The 24,080-nt window shown below is 59.9% G+C and carries 16 protein-coding genes; 3 read left to right on the forward strand and 13 right to left on the reverse strand.

Going from position 1 to position 24,080, the window contains the following annotated elements; translation table 11 throughout:
• Window positions 1–125 precede the first annotated feature (125 nt).
• Together FKG94_RS18305 and asd are read left to right on the forward strand one after the other, a co-directional pair.
• On the forward strand, window positions 126–926 hold the full coding sequence (locus FKG94_RS18305; RefSeq protein ID WP_142928374.1) for a rhodanese-like domain-containing protein: 801 nt from the start codon (window positions 126–128) through the stop codon (window positions 924–926).
• 69 nt (window positions 927–995) lie between these two features.
• Window positions 996–1,847 (forward strand): archaetidylserine decarboxylase, encoded by an 852-nt coding sequence (asd, locus tag FKG94_RS18310; RefSeq protein WP_142928375.1) that lies wholly within the window; start codon window positions 996–998, stop codon window positions 1,845–1,847.
• 286 nt (window positions 1,848–2,133) lie between these two features.
• On the opposite strand, the gene FKG94_RS18315 is transcribed toward asd, so the two are convergent.
• The 12 genes from FKG94_RS18315 to FKG94_RS18370 all read right to left on the reverse strand — a co-directional run bounded on the left by FKG94_RS18315 (window position 2,134) and on the right by FKG94_RS18370 (window position 19,935).
• Entirely contained in the window at window positions 2,134–3,498 is a 1,365-nt protein-coding gene (locus FKG94_RS18315) for a cyclic di-GMP phosphodiesterase (RefSeq protein WP_142928376.1), read from the reverse strand.
• Between the two features lie 383 nt (window positions 3,499–3,881).
• Window positions 3,882–4,952 (reverse strand): uroporphyrinogen decarboxylase, encoded by a 1,071-nt coding sequence (gene hemE, locus FKG94_RS18320; RefSeq protein ID WP_142928377.1) that lies wholly within the window; start codon window positions 4,950–4,952, stop codon window positions 3,882–3,884.
• 398 nt (window positions 4,953–5,350) lie between these two features.
• Window positions 5,351–6,769 (reverse strand): FAD-dependent oxidoreductase, encoded by a 1,419-nt coding sequence (locus tag FKG94_RS18325; protein ID WP_142928378.1) that lies wholly within the window; start codon window positions 6,767–6,769, stop codon window positions 5,351–5,353.
• A gap of 42 nt (window positions 6,770–6,811) precedes the next feature.
• Window positions 6,812–11,260: a glutamate synthase large subunit gene (gene gltB, locus FKG94_RS18330; RefSeq protein ID WP_142928379.1), complete on the reverse strand. Its 4,449-nt coding sequence runs from the start codon at window positions 11,258–11,260 to the stop codon at window positions 6,812–6,814.
• A 196-nt stretch (window positions 11,261–11,456) separates the two neighbouring features.
• Window positions 11,457–13,010, reverse strand: coding sequence for an AAA family ATPase (locus tag FKG94_RS18335; protein WP_142928380.1), 1,554 nt, complete (start codon window positions 13,008–13,010; stop codon window positions 11,457–11,459).
• Window positions 13,011–13,069: 59 nt separating this feature from the next.
• Window positions 13,070–14,155 (reverse strand): 3-dehydroquinate synthase, encoded by a 1,086-nt coding sequence (gene aroB / locus FKG94_RS18340; protein WP_142928381.1) that lies wholly within the window; start codon window positions 14,153–14,155, stop codon window positions 13,070–13,072.
• Window positions 14,156–14,385: 230 nt separating this feature from the next.
• On the reverse strand, window positions 14,386–14,898 hold the full coding sequence (gene aroK / locus FKG94_RS18345; protein WP_142928382.1) for a shikimate kinase AroK: 513 nt from the start codon (window positions 14,896–14,898) through the stop codon (window positions 14,386–14,388).
• Between the two features lie 54 nt (window positions 14,899–14,952).
• Window positions 14,953–17,130, reverse strand: coding sequence for a type IV pilus secretin PilQ (locus FKG94_RS18350; RefSeq protein WP_142928383.1), 2,178 nt, complete (start codon window positions 17,128–17,130; stop codon window positions 14,953–14,955).
• 6 nt (window positions 17,131–17,136) lie between these two features.
• A complete protein-coding gene (locus tag FKG94_RS18355; protein WP_179957704.1) occupies window positions 17,137–17,673 on the reverse strand; it encodes a pilus assembly protein PilP in 537 nt (178 codons plus the stop codon).
• Window positions 17,674–17,675: 2 nt separating this feature from the next.
• Window positions 17,676–18,287 (reverse strand): type IV pilus inner membrane component PilO, encoded by a 612-nt coding sequence (locus FKG94_RS18360; protein WP_142928384.1) that lies wholly within the window; start codon window positions 18,285–18,287, stop codon window positions 17,676–17,678.
• Window positions 18,287–18,868, reverse strand: coding sequence for a PilN domain-containing protein (locus FKG94_RS18365; protein WP_142928385.1), 582 nt, complete (start codon window positions 18,866–18,868; stop codon window positions 18,287–18,289). Before FKG94_RS18365 ends, FKG94_RS18360 begins: the two co-directional genes overlap by 1 nt.
• Window positions 18,868–19,935: a pilus assembly protein PilM gene (locus FKG94_RS18370; protein ID WP_142928386.1), complete on the reverse strand. Its 1,068-nt coding sequence runs from the start codon at window positions 19,933–19,935 to the stop codon at window positions 18,868–18,870. Before FKG94_RS18370 ends, FKG94_RS18365 begins: the two co-directional genes overlap by 1 nt.
• 155 nt (window positions 19,936–20,090) lie before the next feature.
• Here FKG94_RS18370 and FKG94_RS18375 point away from each other — a divergent pair, with 155 nt between their 5' ends.
• Window positions 20,091–22,754, forward strand: coding sequence for a penicillin-binding protein 1A (locus FKG94_RS18375; protein ID WP_142928387.1), 2,664 nt, complete (start codon window positions 20,091–20,093; stop codon window positions 22,752–22,754).
• A gap of 22 nt (window positions 22,755–22,776) precedes the next feature.
• On the opposite strand, the gene FKG94_RS18380 is transcribed toward FKG94_RS18375, so the two are convergent.
• Window positions 22,777–24,030 (reverse strand): malic enzyme-like NAD(P)-binding protein, encoded by a 1,254-nt coding sequence (locus FKG94_RS18380; RefSeq protein ID WP_142928388.1) that lies wholly within the window; start codon window positions 24,028–24,030, stop codon window positions 22,777–22,779.
• Between the last annotated feature and the right edge of the window lie 50 nt (window positions 24,031–24,080).

Raw genomic sequence — 24,080 nt, forward strand, 5'->3', positions numbered from 1 at the left:
TTCCCGACTTTTGAACAGGCCCTGGAACGCCGGCAGACAGCGCGCCGGCGGCGTTGGCGCCCCGCACTGGCAGCCGGGCGCCGGTAGCTATAGAATGCGTTACTCCGAGCTGAGAGAGATACCCTATGGACCTGGCCCTGGTCATTGAACCCGAACAGTTGCAGCCGCGACTGGGCGACGAGCACCTGCTGTTGGTCGATTTATGCAGCGAAAGCAGTTATCGCGCCGGCCACCTGCCCGGCGCCGTGCATGTGACACCGCGGGAGTTGATCTGCGGGATTCCGCCGGCAGCGGGAAAACTGCCTGCCGAGGGACAACTGGAGGCATTGTTTTCACGTCTGGGGCTGACCCCCGATACCCATGTGGTGGTTTACGACGATGAGGGCGGTGGCTGGGCCGGCCGCATGATCTGGACCCTCGATGTCATCGGCCACACCCGTTATTCCTACCTCAACGGCGGCATACTGGCCTGGCGGGCGGCGGGCCTGCCGCTGGACACCCGGCCCCGCGCCGCCCCGGCACGGCAAGTCAGCCTGCATATCGACACGGCCCCGGTGGCGGATATCGACTACATCATGGCCAACCTGCAGGACCCCGCCTTTGCTATCTGGGATGCCCGCGGCGGCGACGAATACCGGGGCGAAAAAGTCCTGGCATTAAAGGGCGGGCATATCCCCGGCGCCGTTCACTGCGAATGGACCGAGCTGATGGATCACCAGCGCCAACTGCGCATCCGCGCCGACGCCAAAGCCTATCTGGCGGCGCGCGGGTTAACCGGCGACAAACGCATTGTCACCCATTGCCAAACCCACCATCGCTCCGGTCTGACTTACCTGGTGGGGAAAACCCTCGGCTTCGACATTCGCGCCTACGACGGCTCCTGGGCCGAATGGGGCAACCACCCGGATACTCCGGTGGAAACCTAGCTAACGTTTGTTTGCCGCCAAGGTCACTTGCAACAACACAACCACTTTCAACAAAAAGTCACAGCCCCTATGAATGAAAAATTATTTGCCGCTTTGCAATACCTGCTCCCGCAACACGCCCTGTCGCGGGCGGCCGGCTGGCTGGCGGAAACGGAGACCGCCTGGCTCAAGGATTCTTTCATTCGCTGGTTCGCCGAGCGCTATGAAGTGGATATGAGCGAGGCGGAACAGGAAGACCCCAGTCACTATAAAAACTTCAACGCCTTTTTTACCCGCGCCCTGAAGCCCGGCGCCAGGACTGTTGCCACTGAGAAAGGCAGCGTCGTCTGCCCGGCCGACGGCGCCATCAGCCAAATCGGCGATATCGAACACGGGCGTATTTTCCAGGCCAAGGGGCAGGACTTCAGCGCTATCGAACTGCTCGGCGGCGACACCGCCCTGGCCGAGCCCTTTATGGGCGGCAAGTTTGCCACCATCTACCTGTCGCCGAAGGATTATCACCGCGTGCATATGCCCGCCGCCGGCACGCTGAAAACCATGGTGCATATCCCCGGCGATCTGTTTTCGGTCAACGAGGCCACCGCCAACCAGGTGCCGCGCCTGTTCGCCCGCAACGAACGGGTGGCGGCGCTGTTCGATACCGAGCACGGCCCGATGGCGGTGGTATTGGTGGGCGCGATGATCGTGGCCAGCATAGAAACCACCTGGGCGGGCGTGGTGGCACCGACCCGCAGGCAGATTCGCACCAGTCACTACCCGGATCTGCGGGAATTTTCGTTTGCCAAGGGCGACGAGATGGGGCGCTTCAAACTGGGCTCTACAGCGATAGTACTTTTTGGTCCGGGAAAAATTGCCTGGGACGACGATTACCGGACCGGGGCAGCCACACGGATGGGGGAAAAACTGGGTGGTGAGGTGTAGGGGTATTCAGGGCTGGTAACCTATGGCGCTTACTCAAGAAAATGTGAGCAATTAATCAGCCTCCAAGCACTCTCGAACCAGTTTAAGAATACCGCGGGTAGGCCTGCCGCTAGGTGGGGCTGTCAGAAACTCTCGGCAGCAGGGATGCTGCCGGGAAGTCCCCAGGGAGGGGTCTACGACGTGTTTCTGACAGCCCCACCTAGCGGCAGGCCGATCAACCGGCACAGTTTTTCTTAAGCAATTACCATTAGGAACAGCACCCGAAGCAACTGCCATTGAAACTCGGCTAGTCCCGGTTCAACCCCAGAATCGACAGCAAACTTTTCTTTTCGCTCTTAAACAGGTAGTTATCGCGAACTTCGCCGATATCAACATCGTAACGCCCGGGTTCGAGGTCCTGGGCAATTTCAATTTTTTCTATTTCATCGGGGCGGCGCTTGCCGGAATCGACCATCGCCTGCTTGCGCTTCTCGTCTTCCGCCAGGTCCAGCAGCAGCGGTTTGCGCAAATGGTTTTTGCAGGCATCCAACACCAGCATGACCTTGGGCTTTAAACGGCGCTCGAAATTCTGCTCGACCACCACCCCCACTTCGCCGGTATTCAACTCCACCAGGGTACCGGTCGGGTAGAGCCCGATGGCCCGGATAAATTCGACCACCAACTCTTCCTGAAACTCTATATTGCGCAGTTCGTAGAGTTTCGCCACCGCCTTGGACGGCGCCAGCGGGTGTTGCTCACCGCGGGGATTGGTGGTTTCATCGTAGTAAGTCACGATACCGGCGATTTTTGCCAACAGCGGAATCTTATCGCCCTTGAGGTGTTGCGGAAAACCACTGCCGTTCAAACGTTCGCAGTGACTCTTGACCACGGCAATGACCCGCGCCTCGACGCCGGGCGTGGCGCGCAGCAATTCGACACTGTATTCAACAAACTTTTCATACTCCCGCTGCTGCGCCGCAGTGCGGTCTTTTTTGATGATCACCTGGGTTTCGAGGCGGGCCTTGCCGATATCCTTCAGCAACACGCCCAGCGCCAGAGTGTCCATCTCTTTTTTGGTGAGCCCGATATGGCGGCCGTACAGAATTGCCCAGACCGCAGAGCGCACCGCGTGGCTATAGGTGTACTCATCCTTTTCCCGCACTCGCGACAACCAGGTGAAAGCGTCGGGGTTGCGCACCACGCTGTCGACCATATCGCTGGCCGCCCGCTTGGTGGCGTGGACCGGCACATTGTCGCTGCGCTCGAGCTGATCCATGACCTCGCCCACGGCGCGATACACCTGCTGGTGCAACTGCTGGGCTTTTTTGACTTCTTTGCGCAGCGGTTCTTTTTCGTTATAGACATCGCGGCGGATTTTCAGCGGCGCCACATCGACATTGGCAGACGCCGACCTCGCCGCCCGGGCCGCCACTTTGGCTTTGAGCCCCGGTTTACTGAGCGGATTTAATTTGGCGGCCACCGGACCGCGGCCTTTGATTACATCGATGTAGACATGACTGCAATGGGCCTTCAGTTGTTTTATTTCTTCCATGTCCCTGACATAGAACCCCTGCAACGGGAAGGGCGTCTGCGTCCAAGGGCGATCCAACCCCGACACAAACATGCCGATCGCCACTTCGTTGACATCCAGTTTAACTTGCTTAATTCCCAAATTTACAGTCTCCGTCGCTTATTATAACCGGGGCCTGTCAGCACTATTTTAGTTGGCTCTGCCAAACCACGCTCCTCGCGTCGGGATGCCGCACCACTGGATTGGCGCTTTGTCAGGCCCAACAGAGCTAACTGAAACAGTGCTGACAGGCCCTAGGCTGCGACATTTTCCCGGCCACGAAATGGCTGTCCCGATCGTAAGATGGTTATCCCGGTCGTAAAAAAAAGAGTTATCCCAGTCATAAAAATAATTGTCCGGTTCGTAAAATAGTGGGCCCGGTCGCGAAATAACCGCTTACTTATACCTAATTCTAGCTCTTTCCACAAATACGGTGGGCCGGCAGGCCCGCTGATACGGGCCCGCCGCAGCGGGTCAGGAGCTATTTAAACGTTGTCGTGATAGGCGGCGGAAAGCTCGTGGACGGCCTCGATAAACACACCGGCGTGGGCCGGGTCCACTTGCGGCGTGATACCGTGTCCGAGATTGAAGATATGCCCCGGCCCTCTACCGTAACTGGCGAGGATGGCCGCCACCTCCGCGCGAATGCGCGCCGGCGCGGCGTAGAGCACGGCGGGGTCCATATTGCCCTGCAAAGCGACCCGGTCACCGACCAGGCTGCGGGCCGCGCCTATGTCAGTGGTCCAATCCAACCCCAGGCAGTGGGCACCGGTGGCGGCCAGACGCGGCAGCCACTGCCCGCCGCCTTTGGTAAACAGGATGACCGGCACCTGGCGACCGTCGTTTTCGCCGATCAGGCCGCTGACGATCTTCTCCATGTAGGCCAGCGAAAACTCCCCGTAAGCGGCGTGAGACAGGGCCCCGCCCCAGGTATCGAAGATTTGCACGGCCTGCGCCCCGGCCCGTATCTGGGCGTTCAGGTAGTCGGTTACCGACACCGCCAGCTTGCCCAACAGCCGGTGCATCAGCTCGGGCTGATTGTAGGCGAGCTGTTTGGTGCGCCGGAAGTCTTTGCTGGAGCCACCTTCCACCATATAGGTGGCCAGTGTCCAGGGGCTGCCGGAGAAGCCTATCAAGGGCACCCGCCCGTTGAGTTCGCGGCGAATCGTCGCGACTGCGTCCACCACGTAAGGCAAATCCTGCTCGGGCTTTACCACCGGCAGGGCCTCGATATCCGCCTCGGTGCTAACGGTTTTGCGAAAGCGCGGCCCCTCGCCGGCCTCGAAATAGAGGCCCAGGCCCATGGCGTCGGGAATCGTCAGTATGTCGGAAAATAAAATAGCGGCATCCAGCGGGTAGCGTTGCAGCGGTTGCAGGGTAACCTCGCAGGCCAACTCGGGGTTGGTGCAAAGACCCATAAAGTCGCCGGCCCGCTCCCGGGACGCGCGGTACTCCGGCAGGTAGCGACCGGCCTGGCGCATCATCCAGACCGGTGTAACATCAACGGGTTGACGCAGGAGCGCGCGCAGAAACCGATCATTTTTTAATTCAGACATAGCAATAGTTACAACCTGGTTAGAGGAGCTGGCAGCAAAATTGATCCTGATTAAAGATACCGGCGGCAGACCGCAATGTCACTTCCGTAAGTGTATTTACATCAGTTTATCGATCCCTTCCAAGTCACATCAATCTCGATTAAGCGTACTGAAGGGGGGCCTGGCTCTGGCTGAAGCCTTCAGAAACTCTCGACAGCAGGGATGCTGTCGGGAAGCTCCCAGGGATGGGTTTATCAGGGGGGCGCCTAGCCCGTGTTTCTGAAGGCTTCAGCCAGAGCCAGACCGGTCAATTAGCACATAGCTGCTTAAGGAAGCGCCATTGGAGCCGGACCGGTTAATTCGTCCGCCTCCGCTAAAGTAAGAGTCACCCTGACCACTCGTCAAGTTTAAATGTCGGATTAAACATCCAAATAGTCCAAAATACCGTCAGCGGCCTCGCGCCCTTCCCAGATGGCGGTCACCACCAGGTCCGAGCCGCGTACCATGTCGCCGCCGGCAAATACCTTGGGGTTACTGGTCTGGAATTTATATTGCTGCTGCTCCGGCGCCTCGACACCGCCCCAGTCGTTGATTCGAATCTCGTGCTGCCCGAACCAGGATGCCGGGCTCGGGCGAAAGCCGAACGCAATCAGCACCCGATCGGCCGGGAGGATTTCCTCGCTGCCGGGTATCGGCTCGGGACGGCGGCGGCCGTTTTCATCCGCATCGCCCAGTTGCGTGGTGACCACCTTGACGCCCTCGACCCGATTGTCGCCGACAATGGCAATGGGCTGGCGGTTAAACAGGAACTGTACGCCCTCCTCCTTGGCGTTGGCGACTTCGCGACGCGAGCCGGGCATATTCTCTTCGTCGCGGCGATAGGCGCAGGTGACACTGGCGGCACCCTGGCGGATCGAGGTGCGGTTGCAGTCCATCGCCGTGTCGCCGCCGCCAAGCACCACCACGCGCTGGCCGGCCACACTGATAAAGTCACCGGGGTCCTTTTCAAAGCCGAGGTTGCGGTTGACGCTGGACACCAAAAACGGCAGCGCATCGAATACGCCCGGCAAGTCTTCGCCGGGAAAGCCGCCCTTCATATAGGTGTAGGTGCCCATACCCATAAACACCGCGTCGTAATCCGCCATCAATTGCGCCATGGTGATGTCGGTGCCCACCTCCGTGTTGAGGCGGAACTCGATACCCATAGCGGTAAATATTTCCCGGCGCCGCGTCATCACCGACTTTTCCAGCTTGAATTCGGGGATACCGAAAGTCAGCAGGCCGCCGATCTCCGGGTAGCGATCAAATACCACCGGCCGCACGCCGTTGCGCGCCAGCACATCCGCGCAGCCGAGACCGGCAGGACCGGCGCCGATAACGGCCACTTTCTTGTCCGTCCACACCACCTTCGACATGTCCGGCTTCCAGCCAAGCGCAAAAGCGGTATCGGTAATGTACTTTTCAGTGCTGCCGATGGTCACCGCACCAAAGCCGTCATTGAGGGTACAGGCACCCTCGCAGAGACGGTCCTGGGGGCAAACCCGGCCGCAGACTTCCGGCAGGGTATTGGTCTGGTGGCAGAGGTCGGCCGCCTCCATGATATTGCCCTCGGCCACCAGCTTCAGCCAGTTGGGTATGTAGTTGTGCACCGGGCACTTCCACTCGCAATAGGGGTTGCCGCACTCCAGACAACGGTGCGACTGGTTCTTCACCTGGTCTTCGGTGTACGGCTCGTAAATTTCCCCAAAATCCCGGCGCCGGACATCGATACTTTTTTTATCCGGGTCCTGCCGGCCGACGTCGATAAACTGAAAATCATTGTGCAGGCGTTCGGTCATAGCATGGCCTCAATTCAATGGCAGACACCGCAACCGGCGAGCTTACTCGCCGCGCCGCGTGACGCTGTTTAGCAGGCCGGCCAGATTGGCGGCCTTGGGTTTGACCAGCCAGAATCTGCCGACGTAATCGCTGAAGTCCTCCAGCAACTGGCGCCCCCAGGCGCTTTCGGTTTCGACCGCAAACTCGTCGATAACCCCGCGCAGGTGGTTGCGGTAAGCCTCCATGGACTCATTGTTAACCCGGCAGATTTCCACCAGCTCGCGGTTGTATTTATCGACGAAGCTGTTGTCGAAATCCAGCACATAGGCAAAGCCACCGGTCATGCCGGCGCCAAAGTTGACACCGGTGGGGCCGAGCACCGTCACTATCCCGCCGGTCATGTATTCACAGCAGTGATCACCGGCCCCCTCCACCACCACGTGGGCGCCCGAGTTGCGCACACCGCAGCGCTCGCCGGCGCGCCCGGCGGCAAACAGCTTGCCGCCGGTAGCGCCGTAAAGGCAGGTATTACCCATGATACTGGTGGCGTTGGACTTGAAGCTGGAGCCCGGCGGCGGCCGCAACACCAGTTTGCCGCCGGCCATGCCCTTGCCGACGTAATCGTTGGCGTCGCCGTGCAGGTACATTTCCAGGCCGCCGGCATTCCAGACACCGAAACTCTGCCCGGCGATACCGGTCAACTTGAGCTTGATCGGCCTTGTGCTCATACCGGTATTGCCATGGCGCTTGGCGATTTCACCACTGATACGGGCACCGATGGAGCGATCGCAGTTGGTAATGGTGAACGCAAACTCACCGCCGGTTTTGCCCTCGATCGCCGGCAGTACCGCCGCCACCATACGCTCGGCGGTCTCCCCCTTGTCGAACGGCTCATTGCGCGGCACAGTGCAGTGCTGCGGCTTGGCGGCCAGCAGCGCATCGGTGTGCAGCAGCGGGCTGAGGTCGATATTGCGCTGTTTGGGGGTTTCACCCTCGAGCACCTGCAGCAAATCCACGCGGCCGATCAGTTCGCTAAGGTGCCGCACGCCGAGTCGCGCCATCCACTCACGGGTTTCCTCGGCCACGAAGCGGAAAAAATTCATCGCCATTTCCACTGTGCCGATATAGTGGTCACGGCGCAGTCCATCATTCTGTGTCGCCACACCTGTAGCGCAGTTGTTGAGGTGACAGATACGTAAGTACTTACATCCAAGTGCGACCATGGGCGCGGTGCCGAAGCCGAAGCTCTCGGCGCCGAGGATCGCCGCCTTGATCACATCGAGACCACTTTTCAAACCGCCATCGGTCTGCACTCTCACCTTGTCGCGCAAATCATTGGCGCGCAGGGTCTGGTGGGTCTCCGCCAGCCCCAGCTCCCAGGGCGAACCGGCGTAGCGAATCGAGGTGAGCGGGCTGGCCGCCGTACCGCCGTCGTAGCCGGAGATGGTAATCAGGTCGGCATAGGCCTTGGCGACGCCGGCGGCGATAGTGCCGACACCGGGCCGGGATACCAACTTCACCGATACCAGGGCATCGGGATTGACCTGTTTGAGATCGAAAATCAACTGCGCCAGATCTTCGATGGAGTAAATATCGTGGTGGGGCGGCGGTGAAATCAGGGTGACACCGGGCACCGAGTATCGCAACCGGGCGATCAGGCCGTTGACCTTGCCGCCGGGCAATTGGCCGCCCTCACCGGGTTTGGCCCCCTGGGCAATCTTGATCTGCAGCACTTCGGCATTGACCAGATAGGCCGGTGTCACGCCGAAGCGGCCGGAGGCCACCTGTTTGATCTTGGAGACTTTGGCGGTGCCGTAGCGGGCCGGGTCCTCGCCGCCCTCACCGCTGTTGGAGCGGCCGCCGAGACGGTTCATCGCTTCGGCCAGGGCCTCGTGGGCCTCGGGGGAGAGGGCGCCGAGCGACATGCCGGCCGAATCGAAGCGCTTGACGATGACATCCACCGGCTCCACCTGGTCCAGCGCCACCGGCGTTACATCGGCGCGCAGCGCCAGCAGGTCGCGCAGCGTTGCCACCGGACGCTCGTTGACCAGCGCCGCGTAGTCGCGCCAGGCGCCGTAGTCGCCGCCCTGGACCGCCTTGTGCAGCGCCTGCACGACATCGGGGTTAAATGCGTGGTATTCCTGCCCGTGCACAAACTTCAACAGACCGCCCGGACTCACCGGTTTGCGGGCCTTGAAAGCCGTTGCCGCGAGGCGCGCCTGATCGTCCTGGAGGTCGGCGAAGCGGGCCCCCTGGATGCGGCTGGGCGTGCCTTCGAAACACAGGTCCACCACTTCCTCGGCCAGCCCCACGGCTTCGAACAACTGCGCCCCGCGATAGGAGGCGATGGTGGAAATCCCCATCTTCGAGAGAATTTTCATCAGGCCTTTGTTGATGCCCCGGCGGTAGTTGCGATAGGCCTCGTCCACCTCGCTGAGCAGTTCGCCGGTACCGATAAGATCGTTGATCACCTGATAGCTGAGATAGGGGTAGACCGCGGTGCAGCCGTAGCCGATCAGGGCGGCGATCTGGTGCGGATCGCGGGCGGTGGCTGTCTCCACCACGATATTGGCATCGCAGCGCAGCCCCTCGCGGGTCAGGCGGTGGTGCACGGCGCCGGTGGCCAGCAGCGCCTGAATCGGCAGCTGGTCTGGCTCCAGCACCACATCGCTCAACACCACTATGACTTTACCGGCCCTGACCGCGGCCACCACCCGGTCACACAGGTCGATGATAGCGGCCTGCAAATCCCGCTGTCCGGGGTGGTAGTGCAGGTCAAACGGCGCCACGTCGTAACCGGGTTTGTCCAGTGTCGTCAGGGCCCGGAATTTGGCCGGCGACAACACCGGCGACGACAGTATTACCCGATCGGCGTGGGCCTCGGTTTCGGTGTAAACGGACAGCTCGCGCCCGATACAGGTCTCCAGCGACATCACGATAGCCTCGCGCAACGGATCGATCGGCGGGTTGGTGACCTGGGCAAACTGTTGTCGAAAATAGTCAAATACCGAGCGTTGCTGCTGCGACAGCACCGCCATCGGCGTGTCGTCGCCCATGGAGCCGGTGGCCTCCTGCCCGCCCTCTGCGAGGGGACGCAGCACCTGGTCGCGCTCTTCGAGCGAGACCTGGAACATTTTCATGTAGACCTGTATCTCTTCGTGGCTGAGGCTGTTTTCCGCCGCGCCGCGACTGAGGGTGGCCTCAATGCGGATCGCCTTGTTGCGCAGCCAGCGCTTGTAGGGCTGTCCCTGCTTGAGCATCTGGTCCACGTCTTTGGTGTGGTAGAGCTGGCCGGTCTCGGTATCCACCGACAGAATCTGCCCCGGCCCGAGCCGGCCCTTGGCCACCACGTCCTCGGGCCGGTAGGCGTAGACGCCGATTTCAGAGGCAACGGTGATGACATCGTCTTTGGTGATCACCCAGCGCGAGGGGCGCAGGCCGTTGCGGTCGAGGGTGCACACCGCGTAGCGGCCGTCGGTGATCACCAGCCCGGCGGGGCCGTCCCAGGGCTCGATATGCATGGAGTTGTACTCGTAAAACGCGCGCAGGTCGGGGTCCATATGTTCGACATTCTGCCAGGCCGGCGGCACCAGCATACGCACCGCCCGGTGTAACTCCATGCCGCCGGTCAACAGCAGCTCGAGCATATTGTCGAGGCTGGAGGAATCGGAGCCGGTGCGATTGACCAGCGGCGTAATTTCCTCCACCTGCGGCAGCAACTCGGATTGAAACTTGGGAGTGCGCGCCACCGACCAGTTGCGGTTGCCCATCACCGTATTGATCTCGCCGTTGTGGGCCAGCATTCGAAACGGCTGCGCCAGCGGCCAGCGCGGCATGGTGTTGGTGGAGAAGCGCTGGTGAAACACGCAGATGGCCGTCTGCAGGCGCGGATCGGCCAAATCGGTGAAAAATTTGGGCAGATCGACCGGCATCATCAGTCCTTTATAGGACAATACCCGGGTGCTGAGACTGGAAATATAAAAACTGGTATCACCCGCCAGTTGAATTTCGGTTTTGCGCCGGGCGACGAACAGCTTGATGCTGAGCTGTTGCTCCGTCAGCCCGGCGCCGGTGATAAAGACATGTTTGAACAGGGGCAGGGTTTCGCGGGCAATGGGCCCGAGACAATCGGGGTCGATCGGCACTTCGCGCCAGCCCGCCACCGTCAGCCCCTGGGCGGCAAGCTGCCGGTTGAGCAGGGCCTCGGCATTGTCGGCGGCGCTGCTGTCGCGGTCGAACATCACTGAGCCGACACCGTAGACATCACCCAACTCGACACCACAGGCTTCTCGCGCCACAGCGCGCATAAAGGCATCGGGTTTTTGCAGCAGCAGCCCGCAACCGTCGCCGGTTTTGCCGTCGGCGGCGATACCGCCGCGGTGGGTCATGCAAGTGAGGGACTCGATCGCGGTTTTCAACAGCCGGTGGCTGGCTTCGCCCCGCAAATGGGCAATCAGGCCAAACCCGCAATTGTCTTTAAACTCGTCTAATCGATACAGGCCAGTGGACATAGGCTGCTGCCTCTCACTAAGGTAAATTCATTACTGCCCGTGAAAAATCACGCCCTAGACAAAAAAGCCCCTGGACAGGGGCTTCTTGGCAAATGGGCGCAGGATATTAACTGCTCATACCCAGTTTGGCAAGGTCAAACCGACGCTAAACGCCGTTAGTTTCAGCTGTAATTATACGAACGTCGGCGAACTGGCATCAATTCCTGCGATACTCCTTTATTTCAGTCTGGACGCTGGCCATAGACCTGGGCCAGGGGCCGGCCTCCCGTAACGCCTGTGGCAGTGCCGCAATGGCCCGGCGTGCACTGGCGGCATCGGGAAAGCTGCCGTGCACCACCACATACCAGTCTCTGCCGGCACGGCGAGTGGTAAACACCTGCAGGGCGGCGGCATCGGCCTGACGCGCTACGAACTCACGCACGCTGTCGGCCGACCCGGCGGCCAGTACCTGCAGGGTGTAAGCACTGGCCGCCTGCGCCAGCAACTGTGTCTCGTCCGCCGACCAGTCGGGGCCGGCCGCCGCCGGGGGCTGTCGCGGCGGCGGGGTGTCGGCGGCGGCATTGCCGGGAGTACCGGCGGCCGGGGCCGGCAGGCGTCTCAACTCCCGGTCCGGCACCACCGGTTCCAGGTCAGCCACCCTGTCCCGCGACCTGGACGCGGTCGTCCCGGCGGGGGACGGTGGCGTCGCCGGGCGCATCTGCGGCGGTTCGGCAGTGGCGGGTGGTTGCGCGGCAGGCGGCTTGACCGCCGCGATGTCGGCGGCTTCGGCAACTTCAGCGGCCGGCGCCTGCGGTGCCCCGGCAACCGGCGCCGGGGGTTCACCCTCACCGTAAAACAGCGCCATCAACAACACCGCCCCCAGTGCCGTTACCACCAGCGCGTGGCCGAGCGGCAACAGCGGCCGGCGCCGCGCTGCCGGCGCCGGGGTAACCGCTTCAATCAGGTGCCGGCGCGCCAGCGGATTGAGCTGCCCGGGCAGCCCCTTGGAGGCCTGCCACAAATGGTCGATATCGACATCGGTGAACAGGGGTTCACCGTCATAGCCCGCCTGCGCCAGGCAAAAATCCAGGTATTGCGCCACCTCGTCGCGCTCGAATGGCGCCACCACCATATCGTGAATCAAGACATCCACGATGCCGAAGGCATCGAGTCGCAACGCCAGCGACGGGTCGCCGAACAACACCAGGTGCAGAGGCCGCACCGCGTCGTCCTGCCCCTGCAGCAAACTGAGCAGGGCCGCCAGCAGCTGATCGTCCAGGTGGTGGGCATTGTCGACCACCAACAGGGCCAGCGCCCCCTCTTCACCGGTCTGGCCGAAGTGGCGAATCTCGGACAATAACTGTCCGCGACCGGCGTCCTCCGGCACCACCAGGCCAAAGTCGCCCACGACATCGGCCAGCACCTGCTCCGCGTCATAAATCGCCGGTACATCGACACAACAGACGGCATCGTTGGAACCGAGGTGGTTCAAGAGTTCGCGCAACAACGTGGATTTACCCGCGCCGGCCTCCCCCAGTACCACCAGCGCGCTGGCGCTGAACTGGCAGTGATGCAGCAATTGCTCCAGCAACTGCCCGCGCCCGGCAGCGTCGAAAAAAGGCGGATTATCCGCAGCGAAGGGGTCCTGCGTCAGGCCGAGCGCGGCCAGCCAGTCGACCATGCCGCCGGGGCCTGTTGGTGTCTGGGGCGGAGTCGGTGTCAATCCAGACCCCGATCCCCTGGCCGGCTTCAGCTCTGTCTCAACCGCCATAGCTTACCATCCTGTCCAGCGCTACATCCCGTCCAGGCTATTCCGTTTACCGGACTGAATCAAGCCTCGGCACCGCAGTCGGCCAGGGTCGCCCGCAGGGTTTCCCCGCAGATATCGTCAGTCACGCAGGCCCGGCCCAGCGCTTCGAGCAACACCAACCGCAGCCGGCCGTCCAGGACTTTCTTGTCCACGGCCATCAAAGCCAGGTAGCGCTGCACCGACAGGCCCGGCGGCGACCGGGTCGGCAAACCGGCGCGCTCGAGCAATACCCGCACCCGCTCGACATCCGCCCCGCTCAACCAGCCCCGGCGCCTCGAGAGTTCGGCGGCCATACACATCCCCGCCGCCACGGCCTCGCCGTGCAGCCAGACACCGTAACCCAACGCCGTCTCGATAGCGTGACCGAACGTGTGGCCGAGGTTGAGAATGGCGCGCAGACCACCCTCTTTCTCATCGCGCGCGACCACCTCGGCCTTGATCTGGCAGGAGCGCTCGATAGCCCACGCCAGCGCCGCCACATCCCGTGCCAGCAGGAGCGCCATATTCGTTTCGAGCCAGCCGAGAAACGCCGGGTCGGCAATCAGACCGTACTTGATGACCTCCGCCAGGCCGGCACTCAATTCCCGATCCGGCAGGCTGGTGAGGGTGGCGATATCGATAATCACGCTGCGGGGCTGGTAAAACGCGCCCACCATGTTTTTACCGAGCGGGTGGTTGATACCGGTCTTGCCGCCCACCGACGAATCCACCTGGGACAGGAGCGTGGTGGGCACCTGGATGAAGTTGACACCGCGCTGGTAACAGGCCGCGGCAAAACCCGTCATATCGCCGACCACGCCACCGCCCAGCGCAATCAGGGTTGTGGTGCGGTTGTGGCGCGCCTGCAGCAAACCATCAAAAATGGTGTTGAGCGTCTCCCAGTTTTTAAACTGCTCGCCATCGGGCAGTACCACGCTGTCGGCCTGCAGGGGTGCCAGTGTCTCCAGCAGCGGCGCCAGGTAGAGCGGCGCCAGGGTCGCGTTGGTCACCACACACACCTGGCGGCCGTGAATATGGGGCAGGAATAGCTCCCGGTTGTCCAACAGGCCGGTGCCGATATAGATGGGGTAGCTGCGATCGCCGAGTTCAACGGATAAGGTTTGCATGCTTCAAAGCCCTACTGAAAAGTCCTGCTGGAAAGTCCTGCTGGAAAGCCCTACCAGTGCTTTGACCAGAAAATTTTTTCACGTCGGCTGCACTGAGGTCTCGAGCCGGCTAGGACACCAAAACCCGTTTTGGGTGAAAATCTTTATTAGTCGAAGTACTGGAAAGCCCCACTGACCATTTCACATTTATGGAAAAAGGGAGTGAGACTGTACCACATCAGCGCCGGCCATCAGCCCACCAAACCGGCAATTTCGTGGGCAACGGACTTGGGGCTGCGCTTGTCGGTGTTGACAATATAGTCGGCCACCTCGCGGTACAGGGGGTCGCGCAGTTCGATCAGTTCGATGATTTTCTGTTTCGGGTCGTCGACCTGAAGCAGCGGCCGCTTGCGGTCTTTATAGGTGCGCTCGAGCAGTTGCTCAATGGAGGCGGTCAGGTAAACCACCTGGCCGCCGCTGTTGAGACAGCGGCGGTTTTCCTCCCGCATGACAATGCCGCCGCCGGTGGCCAGCACCAGCCCCTGGGCCTGCACCAGTTCCCGCAGCACGGCTGACTCCCGCTGGCGAAAGCCCTGCTCCCCCTCGACATCAAAAATCCAGGGGATATCGGCGCCGGTGCGCGTCTCGATAACGCGGTCACTATCCTCGAAAGGCAGGTTGAGCTGGGCGGCCAGCACCCGGCCGATGGTGGACTTGCCGGCCCCCATGGGGCCGACGAGAATGATATTGTTACCGGTCTTCATGGAATCACGACTGCGGGCACTGCCAATTAAAAACCGGTTGGCCCGCGCTGCGGCCTAGTTGGCCCTCGACTCCACGAGTATGCGCGGGGTAATAAAAATCAACAGCTCGCGCTTTTCGTGCGTATTGATATCGCGGCGAAAAATGCGGCCGATATAGGGAATATCGCCCAGCACCGGCACTTTGGTTTCGCCGAGGAACTCCTCAGTCCGGTAGATACCGCCAAGTACTACAGTCTGGCCGTTACCCACCAGCACCTGAGTCGCTATTTCGGTGACGTTGATAGTGGGGATACCACTGGCCAGGTCGATTTCACCCACGGCATCCTGATTGATCTGCAAATCCATGATAATGCGGTTGTCCGGGGTAATCTGCGGCGTGACATCCAGCTTCAACACCGCCTCTTTGAACGAGGTGGAGGTGGCACCACTGGCGGATGCCTCCTGGAACGGGATCTCGGTACCGGATTCAATCGTCGCCTGTTGCTTATCGCCGGTTATAACCTTGGGCTGCGACACGATCTCCGCATTGCCGGTATCCTCCAGCGCGGAAAGCTCCATACCGATCAGGGTGTCGTCGGTTCGCAGATTCCAGGTAAACGCACCGGCCGGATTTTGCAGGGTACCCAAATCGATAATAGTGGAGTTGTCCAAGTTCCGTTCCTGATCGGCAATACCGTCACCATCGTTATCGGTAAACAGTCCCGCCGGGCCCAGCTCCGACAACCCGGCCAGGCTACCGGTAAACTCAAACAGGTTGCCGTTTTGCACGGAGATACCGTCACCGAATAACCTTATCCCCAGTTCCTCGCGAAAGTTCGTGGTGGCGATAACGATCCGCGCCTCTATCTCTACCTGGCGAATCGGCACATCGATTTTTTCAACCAGCTCGACAAACTCCAGAATCTTCTCTTCCGTATCGGTGAGGATAATGGAGTTCGTGCGCTCGTCGACAATCGCCTGGCCGCGCTCAGACAGAATACTGCCCGTGGAGGTACCGGAATCAGCACCGCCGCCAAAACCACCCTCCTGTTGGGTGAACAGTTTAAACAGCTCGCGGGCATTGGCGTAGCGGATACGAATGTACTCTGTACGCAGCGGGGCAAGTTCCTCCAGTTGTTTTTTGGTTTCCAACTCCTGGCGCTCGCGCTCGGCAATTTCAACGGCCGGTGCCACCATCAACACGTTACCCACCTGGCGCTTGTCGAGTCCCTTGGTCTTCAATACCAAATCCAGCGCCTGATCCCAGGGCACGTTGTCGAGACGCAGAGTGATACGACCGGAAACGGTATCGCTGGCCACCAGGTTCAACTCGGTAAAGTCGGCGATCAGCTGCAACACCGACCTGACTTCAATATCCTGAAAGTTCAGTGACAGCTTTTCGCCGACGAAGGCGAATTTCGAGCGCTTCTCTTCCAGCTCTTCGTCGGACAGCGGCTTCACGCTGATCACATACTGGTTATCCGCCTGGTAGGCGAGGTAGTCATAATCACCGGTCGGCGTGATTTTGATCACGGTGCTGCTGCCGTCATAGTCCGAGCTGACAAACGTCACGGGTGTGGCAAAATCGGTGACATCCAGGCGCCGGCGCAGCTCCTCCGGCAACAGCGTGTTGATAAACGAAAGCTCGATGCCGCTCGCCAGGTCCTCGACATCCACATTGACACTGGGATCGCTGAGAGTAACGATAACCTTACCCTCACCGTCCTCACCGCGCCTGAAATCAATATTGGAAATCGACAGGGCGCCGCGATCGCGCACGGTGCTGGTGCCGGTTGTGGTGCTGGTAACCGAGGGCGCGACGCTTTGGGAACCCTGCACATAATCGGCAATCTGGGTGGTGCCGACCTCGACAAAAAACGCATTGCCCTCCGATCGGGTCTGGTACTGGGTCAGTTCTCCGAGATTCAGAATCAGACGCGTGCGTCCACCGCCGCTCAATACCACCGCACTTTTTGCATTGCCAAATGACAACGGGTACTTTTTCTCTTTCAGCAGGTTTTCGACGTTGGGAAAATCCAACACGATACGCGCGGGCTGTTCGATGGTGTAACCGGCCGGTGTTGCCGGCGCTTCCGAGAACTCCATGCGCACTTCGAAGCGCTCTCCCGGCAGTTCGGCAAAACTGATATCTTCGAGGTTAGCCGCCCACAGGGATGACGGCACCAATGCGCACACACAGCCCCACCCTATCAGGCCTAACACAGCTCTTGCTGATCTAAACAAAGCTGACATAGTTCGCTATTCCTTTTCTACTAATTTTAAAACGCGAGGCCTTTCAACCCACCCATCCAGTCCGTCGGGAACGATTTCCACAATCTCGAGGCGGGTTCTGGTCGCCTCTATTATCTTGCCGTGATTCTTACCCATGAAGTTGCCCTGCGTAACACGGTGGATCGCCCCCTCGCCGTCGTTGATCAACGCCCAGAGCGTGCCCGCCTGCTCCAGCGTGCCGACCATGGAGAGAGAGGCAAAATTGAAGTTCTCCAGAAACTCTTTTTCCCGGGAAAAATCCGGCTTGACGTTACTGGGATTGCCGACGAAGGTCGGCGCGCCGTCTTCCACGGGCTGCTCAAACGGGCTGCGCATGGCCGCCGCGCTGTAGGAAAACGACTGATAAGGGCGAAACGTCGGCAGCGGATCAATCTGGCCCTGCGGGCGCCGCTTGGTCTCGGCAATATAGTCTTTGAGATCACCGTGTTCGCCCATGCCGCTGCAGGCACTCAGGGACACCACCCCCAGTACCAGCAAAAACTGACTCACAACTCTGTACCACATGCTTATTCTTCCTGTCCCTTATAGCGGTATGTTTTAGCTAGTATGTTCATAGCCAGTATATTGCCCTCACTGGCCTGGGAAATATCGTAGTCGTGCAGGGTGACGATACGCGGCATACCGGCAATGCCGCTGACGAACGCACCCAAGTCGTGATAGCCGCCCTCCACCTCGATTTTGATTGGCAGCTCGACGTAAAACTCGCGCACATTTTCAGCCTGCAGATCAATAGTCAGGATATTGAGCCCGCTCTCATTGCCCTTCTCATCGATATCCTCCAACAGCCCGGGCACCTCGGTATCACTCGGCAACTGCGCCACCAGGGCGCCGAAAGAGGCTTCCATTTCCACCATCTGCGCGCGGTAAGACTCGAGGTTGGAGGCTTCAAACGCCTTGGTTTCAAAGGAGCTGCGCAGGTTCTGCTCCTTGGCCCTGGCGCTTTCCAGTTGTAAGTTCAAGTCTTTGACAAAGAAAAAGTAGCCCGCCACTATGATAGCGGTTGACGCAAGCAGGCAGGCGATCACCTTTATCGGCGTCGGCCAGATACCGACGCGATCCCAGTCTATCTCGCTGAGATCAAAGTCCTGCAGTTGTTGAATAATGTCCGCAGCGGCCATCAGTTACCTCCCGCCACAGACTCGGCCTCAGTCTCGCCGCCCGGCACCGCCGTGTTGACCGTCAATTTAAATTGCATGGATTGCTCACCAAACTCGGGCGCCAGAGTAACGGAATTCAGGTTCGGCGCCGAGAACCAGTCAGAGGAGTTGAGATTGCGCATCAGTGTCGATACTCGGTTGTTGGATTCACTGACCCCTTCAATGCTGATCACGTTGCCTTTGCGACTCAACAGGGTGATAAACACACCGTCGGGCACCGAGCGCACCAGTTCGTCGAAGTAGCGCACGATTACCGGTCGGGTACCCTGCAGGTCCTGAATCACGCGCATGCGATCGATCAGCTCCGCTTTGCGCCGCTTCAGTTCCTGAATTTCCTTGACCTGCTCTTCCAGCGCGGCGATTTCCTGCTCCAGCATAGTGTTGCGATTGTTTTGGCTCTCGATCGAATTCTCCACCGTGTTGATCCACAGATAGGCGACCAGGGCGGAGAAAACACAGACACCCAAAAATACGGTCGTGAACTCTTTCTTTTTTTCCTGGCGAAATTCGTCGCGCCAGGGCAATAAGTTGATCTTTGCCATCAGTCAAAGCTCCTCATCGCTAACCCCGTTGCTATCATCAAAGCCGGCGCATCATTGGCCAGGGCAACGGCATTCACTTTCGGCGATACCGCCATATTGGCAAAGGGGTTGGCGACGCTGGTTTGAGTACCGAGTTTTTCCTCGATCAACTCAACCAGTCCCTCCATGGCGGCAACACCGCCGGCCAACACGATATGGTCGACATCGTTGTACTGGCTGGAGGAGAAGAAAAACTGCAGCGAACGGGTCACCTGTTGGACGACGGCGTCTTTGAAAGGCTCCAGTACCTCCAGGTCATAGTCGTCAGGCAGGCCACCTTGCTTTTTCGCCAGCCCGGCCTCCTCGGTCGATAATCCGTAGCGGCGCTGTATTTCTTCGGTCAATTGCTTGCCGCCAAACAACTGCTCGCGGGTATATACGGTCTTGCCATCGACCAGCACGCTGAGGGTCGTCATGGTGGCGCCGATATCGACTACCGCCACCACCTGATCTTCCTGATCCTCGAGTTGCTCTGCCACCAGCGAGAAGGCCCGCTCCATAGTATAGGCCTCAACATCCACGACTTTCGGCTGCAGGCCGGCAAGTTCGAGCACATTGACACGCAGATCGACATTTTCCCGACGACAGGCCGCCAACAGGACATCGACTTGATCGGGGTTGCGATCGGATTCGCCCTGCACTTCAAAATCGATAGCGACTTCTTCCAGGGGATAGGGAATATACTGGTCGGCTTCCAGCGAGATTTGGGTCTCCATGGCATCGTCGCTGAGCCCGGCGGGCATTTCGATCTGTTTGGTGATCACCGCGGAGCCGGCCACCGCCACCGCCGCCTGCTTGACCTTGCTTTTCGCCTGCTGCGCGACCACCCGCACAACGTCCGCTACCGCCTCGAGATCGTTAATGTTTTTTTCGACAACCACATTCGGGGGCAGGGCCCTGACTGAGTAGCTTTCCACCTTATAGTTGTCGCCTTGGCGACTCAGTTCCAGCAATTTAACCGAAGTTGAGCTAATATCTAGCCCCAATACCGGTTTTGCCTTTTGTTCTAGAAAGCCAAAAATGCCCATTTTTCTATCAATATCCGTAACTTAGGTCGTTTTTATGTTATAGCACTTTAAGTTAAGCCTGCAACAACCGCGTGCGTATGTAAACCCTCAAAAAGGCTTTATAATGTCGCTTCACCCTCTTCAGGCCCGCTAAGCCATTAATTCACATAGAAAAAATGACTGTCAAAAAGCCCTATATAATCGCCACCTTGTGGCTGCTACTGGCCGGTTTTAGCGGCTCTCTGGTGGTCTTGGGGGGTATGTACCTGTACCTCAGCCCTAAACTACCAGCGGTTGAAGCGTTGCGGGACTTTAAATACTTAACACCACTACGCGTCTACTCGAGTGACCAGAAACTGATTGGTGAATTTGGTGAGAAGCGTCGCACGCCGATCAGTTACGAAGAAATCCCACCACAATACATCCAGGCACTGTTGGCCATCGAGGACGATCAATTCTACTCGCATCATGGCGTATCTATTAAGGGACTTTTGCGAGCAGTGTCACAATTATTGCTAACAGGTCGCAAACAATCGGGTGGAAGTACGATAACCATGCAGGTGGCAAGGAACTTTTTCCTCACTTTCGAGCGCACCTTCGCCCGCAAATTCAATGAAATATTATTGGCTCTGCAAATCGAACGCGAGTTGAGCAAAGCGGAAATTTTAGAGCTTTACGTCAACCAGATTTTTTTGGGCAATCGCGCCTACGGTATCAGAGCGGCGGCGAGAGTTTATTACGGCAAGGACATCGATGAACTCAACCTGGCGCAGTTGGCAATGACCGCGGGGCTGCAAAAAGCGCCGTCCAAATACAACCCGATCGTCAATCCGACCCGCGCCCTGGTCAGACGCAACTATATTCTCGAGCGCATGCTGGAGTTGGATTATATCGACGAGGCCACTTATCAAATTTACAGCGCCGAACCCGTCACAGCCAGCTACCACGGTTTGAGTCTCGAATTGAGCGCGCCTTATGTGGCGGAAATGGCCCGCAAAAAAGCGGTCGAACTTTTCGGCGAAGCAGCCTATACCGATGGCTACCAGGTCTACACCACCATCGACAGTCGCATGCAGGGCAGCGCCCAGCAAGCCGTCGTCAAAGGCCTGATGACCTACGACCAGCGCCACGGCTACCGCGGACCGGAGATGACTCTGGAGCCGGTCTACAGCGACGCCGCACCGGCGCCGGACGCGGCCGCTGGCACCGGCGAGGCGGACCCCGCCACAACCGCTGACGCCGCAGCGACGCCGGACCAGTCGCCGCAACCGTCACTGGACCTGGAGAACTGGCAGCAGACGCTCAGCACCATTCCCCGCTACGCCAATCTCGCACCGGCCGCGGTCACCCGCGTCGATGAACAGTCCTTTACTGCGGTGCTTGCCGACGGCCAACTGATCAGTGTCGGTTGGGAACAGGGACTGGCCAGCGCGCGCCGCTACCTGTCGGAAGACCGGCGCGGCCCCAAGCCCAAACAGGCGCAGGATGTGGTGAACCTCGGCGACGTCGTCAGAGTGGTGCAGCGCGATGAGTTGTGGCACCTGACCCAGGTGCCGGAAGCACAGGCGGCGCTGGTGGCCCTCAATCCGGAAAACGGCGCAATCAAATCCCTGGTGGGCGGTTTCGACTTCAACCAGAGCCATTTCAATCGCATCACCCAGGCGGCCCGGCAACCGGGCTCCAGTTTCAAACCGTTTATTTACACCGCCGCCCTGGAAAACGGTTTTAGCACAGCGTCCATTATTAATGATGCGCCTATCGTTCTGGACGACGCCAGCCTGGAGGGGGCCTGGCGCCCGAGAGACGACAGCGGCAAGTTCTTCGGACCGACCCGCCTGCGCCAGGCGCTGTACCGATCCCGCAACCTGGTTTCCATTCGCGTGCTGCGCGGCATAGGTATCTCCCGGGCCATCGATGGAATGGATCGCTACGGCTTCGAAAAATCAAAGTTTCCGCGCGACTTGTCGCTGGCTCTGGGCAGCTACGCAATGACGCCGCTGGAAATCGCCAGAGGCTATGCAGTATTCGCCAATGGCGGCTACCTGGTAGACCCTTATCTGATCGACCATATCACCAATGCCGAAGAGCAGGTGGTCTACCAGGCCGTCCCGCCCACCGTCTGCCGGGACTGTGACAGCGAAGCGGAGGCGGACCCGGAAACCGAACTGACCGCGGCCGAGACCGATCCGACAGCACTGGAGACCGACCCAGCAAGCGGCGCACAACTGCCGGTAACCGACGAGCTACCCGCCCCGGAGACGGCCGCCCTGGCGTCGGACACCGGCGAACCGGACATCGGCGAAGAAATAGAGGAGCTGCTACCACCACCGATGGAGCTGCCCCGCGCACCGAAAATGCTCGACGACCAGGTGGCGTTCCTGATCGACTCCATGTTGAAAGACGTGGTGCGCAAAGGCACCGGCATAAAGGCCATGGCGCTGGGCCGCAACGACCTGGCCGGCAAGACCGGGACCACCAATGGCCCCAAGGACGCCTGGTTTTCCGGCTACAACGGTCACCTGGTTACCACCACCTGGCTCGGCTTCGATCAAAATCTGCCACTGGGCCAAAGGGAATACGGCGGCTCCGCCGCCCTGCCGATCTGGATCGACTTTATGCGCACGGCGCTGGAGGGCGTACCGGAAACCGTCAGGCGCCAACCCTACGGGCTGGTCGCCATCAGTATCGACCCGAAAACCGGCAACCGGGCCCAACCCGGCAGTACCGATACCATCTTTGAGTTCTTCCGCACCGACAACCTGCCGGTGCTGGCCGACTTCGATCCCAACGCTATCAGCGACCCCGACGCCGCCCAGGCGCCGCCCGAGGAGTTATTTTAAGTCGCCAGCCGGCACTACCCGCCTAAACACTTTGCAGCGGGTAGTGTTTTGGGTAGGGCAGATGCGCCACGCCGGAGTCGACAGCGGCTTTTGCCACGGCGCCGGCCACCGCCGCCAACAGGCGCGGATCGGTCGGTTTGGGGATGATGTAACCGGGCCCGAAACCTATTTCCACACCGCCATAGGCCGCCCGCACCTCGGCCGGTACCGGCTGTTTTGCCAGGTCCTTCAGCGCCGCCACTGCCGCCAGCTTCATGGCATCGTTGATTTGCACCGCCCGCACATCCAGTGCACCGCGAAACAAAAACGGAAAACACAGCACATTGTTGACCTGATTGGGATAGTCGGAGCGACCGGTCGCAACGATCACATCGTCGCGGGTTTCGTGTGCCAGCGCCGGGTCGATTTCCGGATCGGGGTTGGAGCAGGCAAACACCACCGGCCTGGCCGCCATGCGCGACAACTGCCGGGCCGCCAGCAGATTGGGCCCGGACACGCCTAAAAAGGCATCCGCACCGGCAATGGCATCGTCCAGGGTGCGGACATCGGTATCGATGGCAAACGCCTGTTTTTGCGGACTCAGGCCCGTGCGACCACTGTGAATGACCCCTTTGCTGTCGAGCATGACGATATTTTCGCGGGCGGCACCGGCTTTGATCAGCAGGGTGCAGCAGGCGTGGGCGGCAGCACCGGCGCCGAGGCAGACAATCTTCGCGGTGGCGATGGTTTTACCCTGCACCTCCAGTGCATTGAGCATCCCCGCCACCGTGACAATGGCGGTGCCGTGCTGATCATCATGGAACACCGGTATCCGGCACTTCTCGATCAACGCCGCCTCGATTTCGAAACACTCCGGCGCCTTGATATCCTCCAAATTGATACCGCCATAGGTGTCGGCAATGCTGGCAACGGTGTCGATAAACGCCTGTGCACTGTCGGTGTTGACTTCCACGTCGACCGAGTCGATACCGGCAAAACGCTTGAACAGCAGGCTTTTGCCCTCCATCACCGGCTTCGAAGCCAGGGGCCCCAGGTTGCCCAACCCCAACACGGCGCTGCCGTCGGTAATGACAGCGACCAGATTACCCTTGCCGGTATAGCGGTAGGCATTCTCGGCATCCCTGGCAATCTCCCGCACCGGCTCGGCCACCCCCGGGCTGTAGGCCAGGGACAGGTCCTCCTGGGTTTCGGCGGGCGTTGTCAATTCTGTACTCATCTTCCCCGGCGTGGGAAGGGCGTGATAATCCAGTGCTGCTTTCTTCAAACTGTCCGACATGGAACTGACCATCAATTGAGTTGTTGGATATCTTTTGGGGTATTCCTGCT

It is taken from the genome of Exilibacterium tricleocarpae, assembly GCF_007004655.1.
In the GTDB taxonomy this organism is placed as follows: Bacteria; Pseudomonadota; Gammaproteobacteria; order Pseudomonadales; family Cellvibrionaceae; genus Exilibacterium; species Exilibacterium tricleocarpae.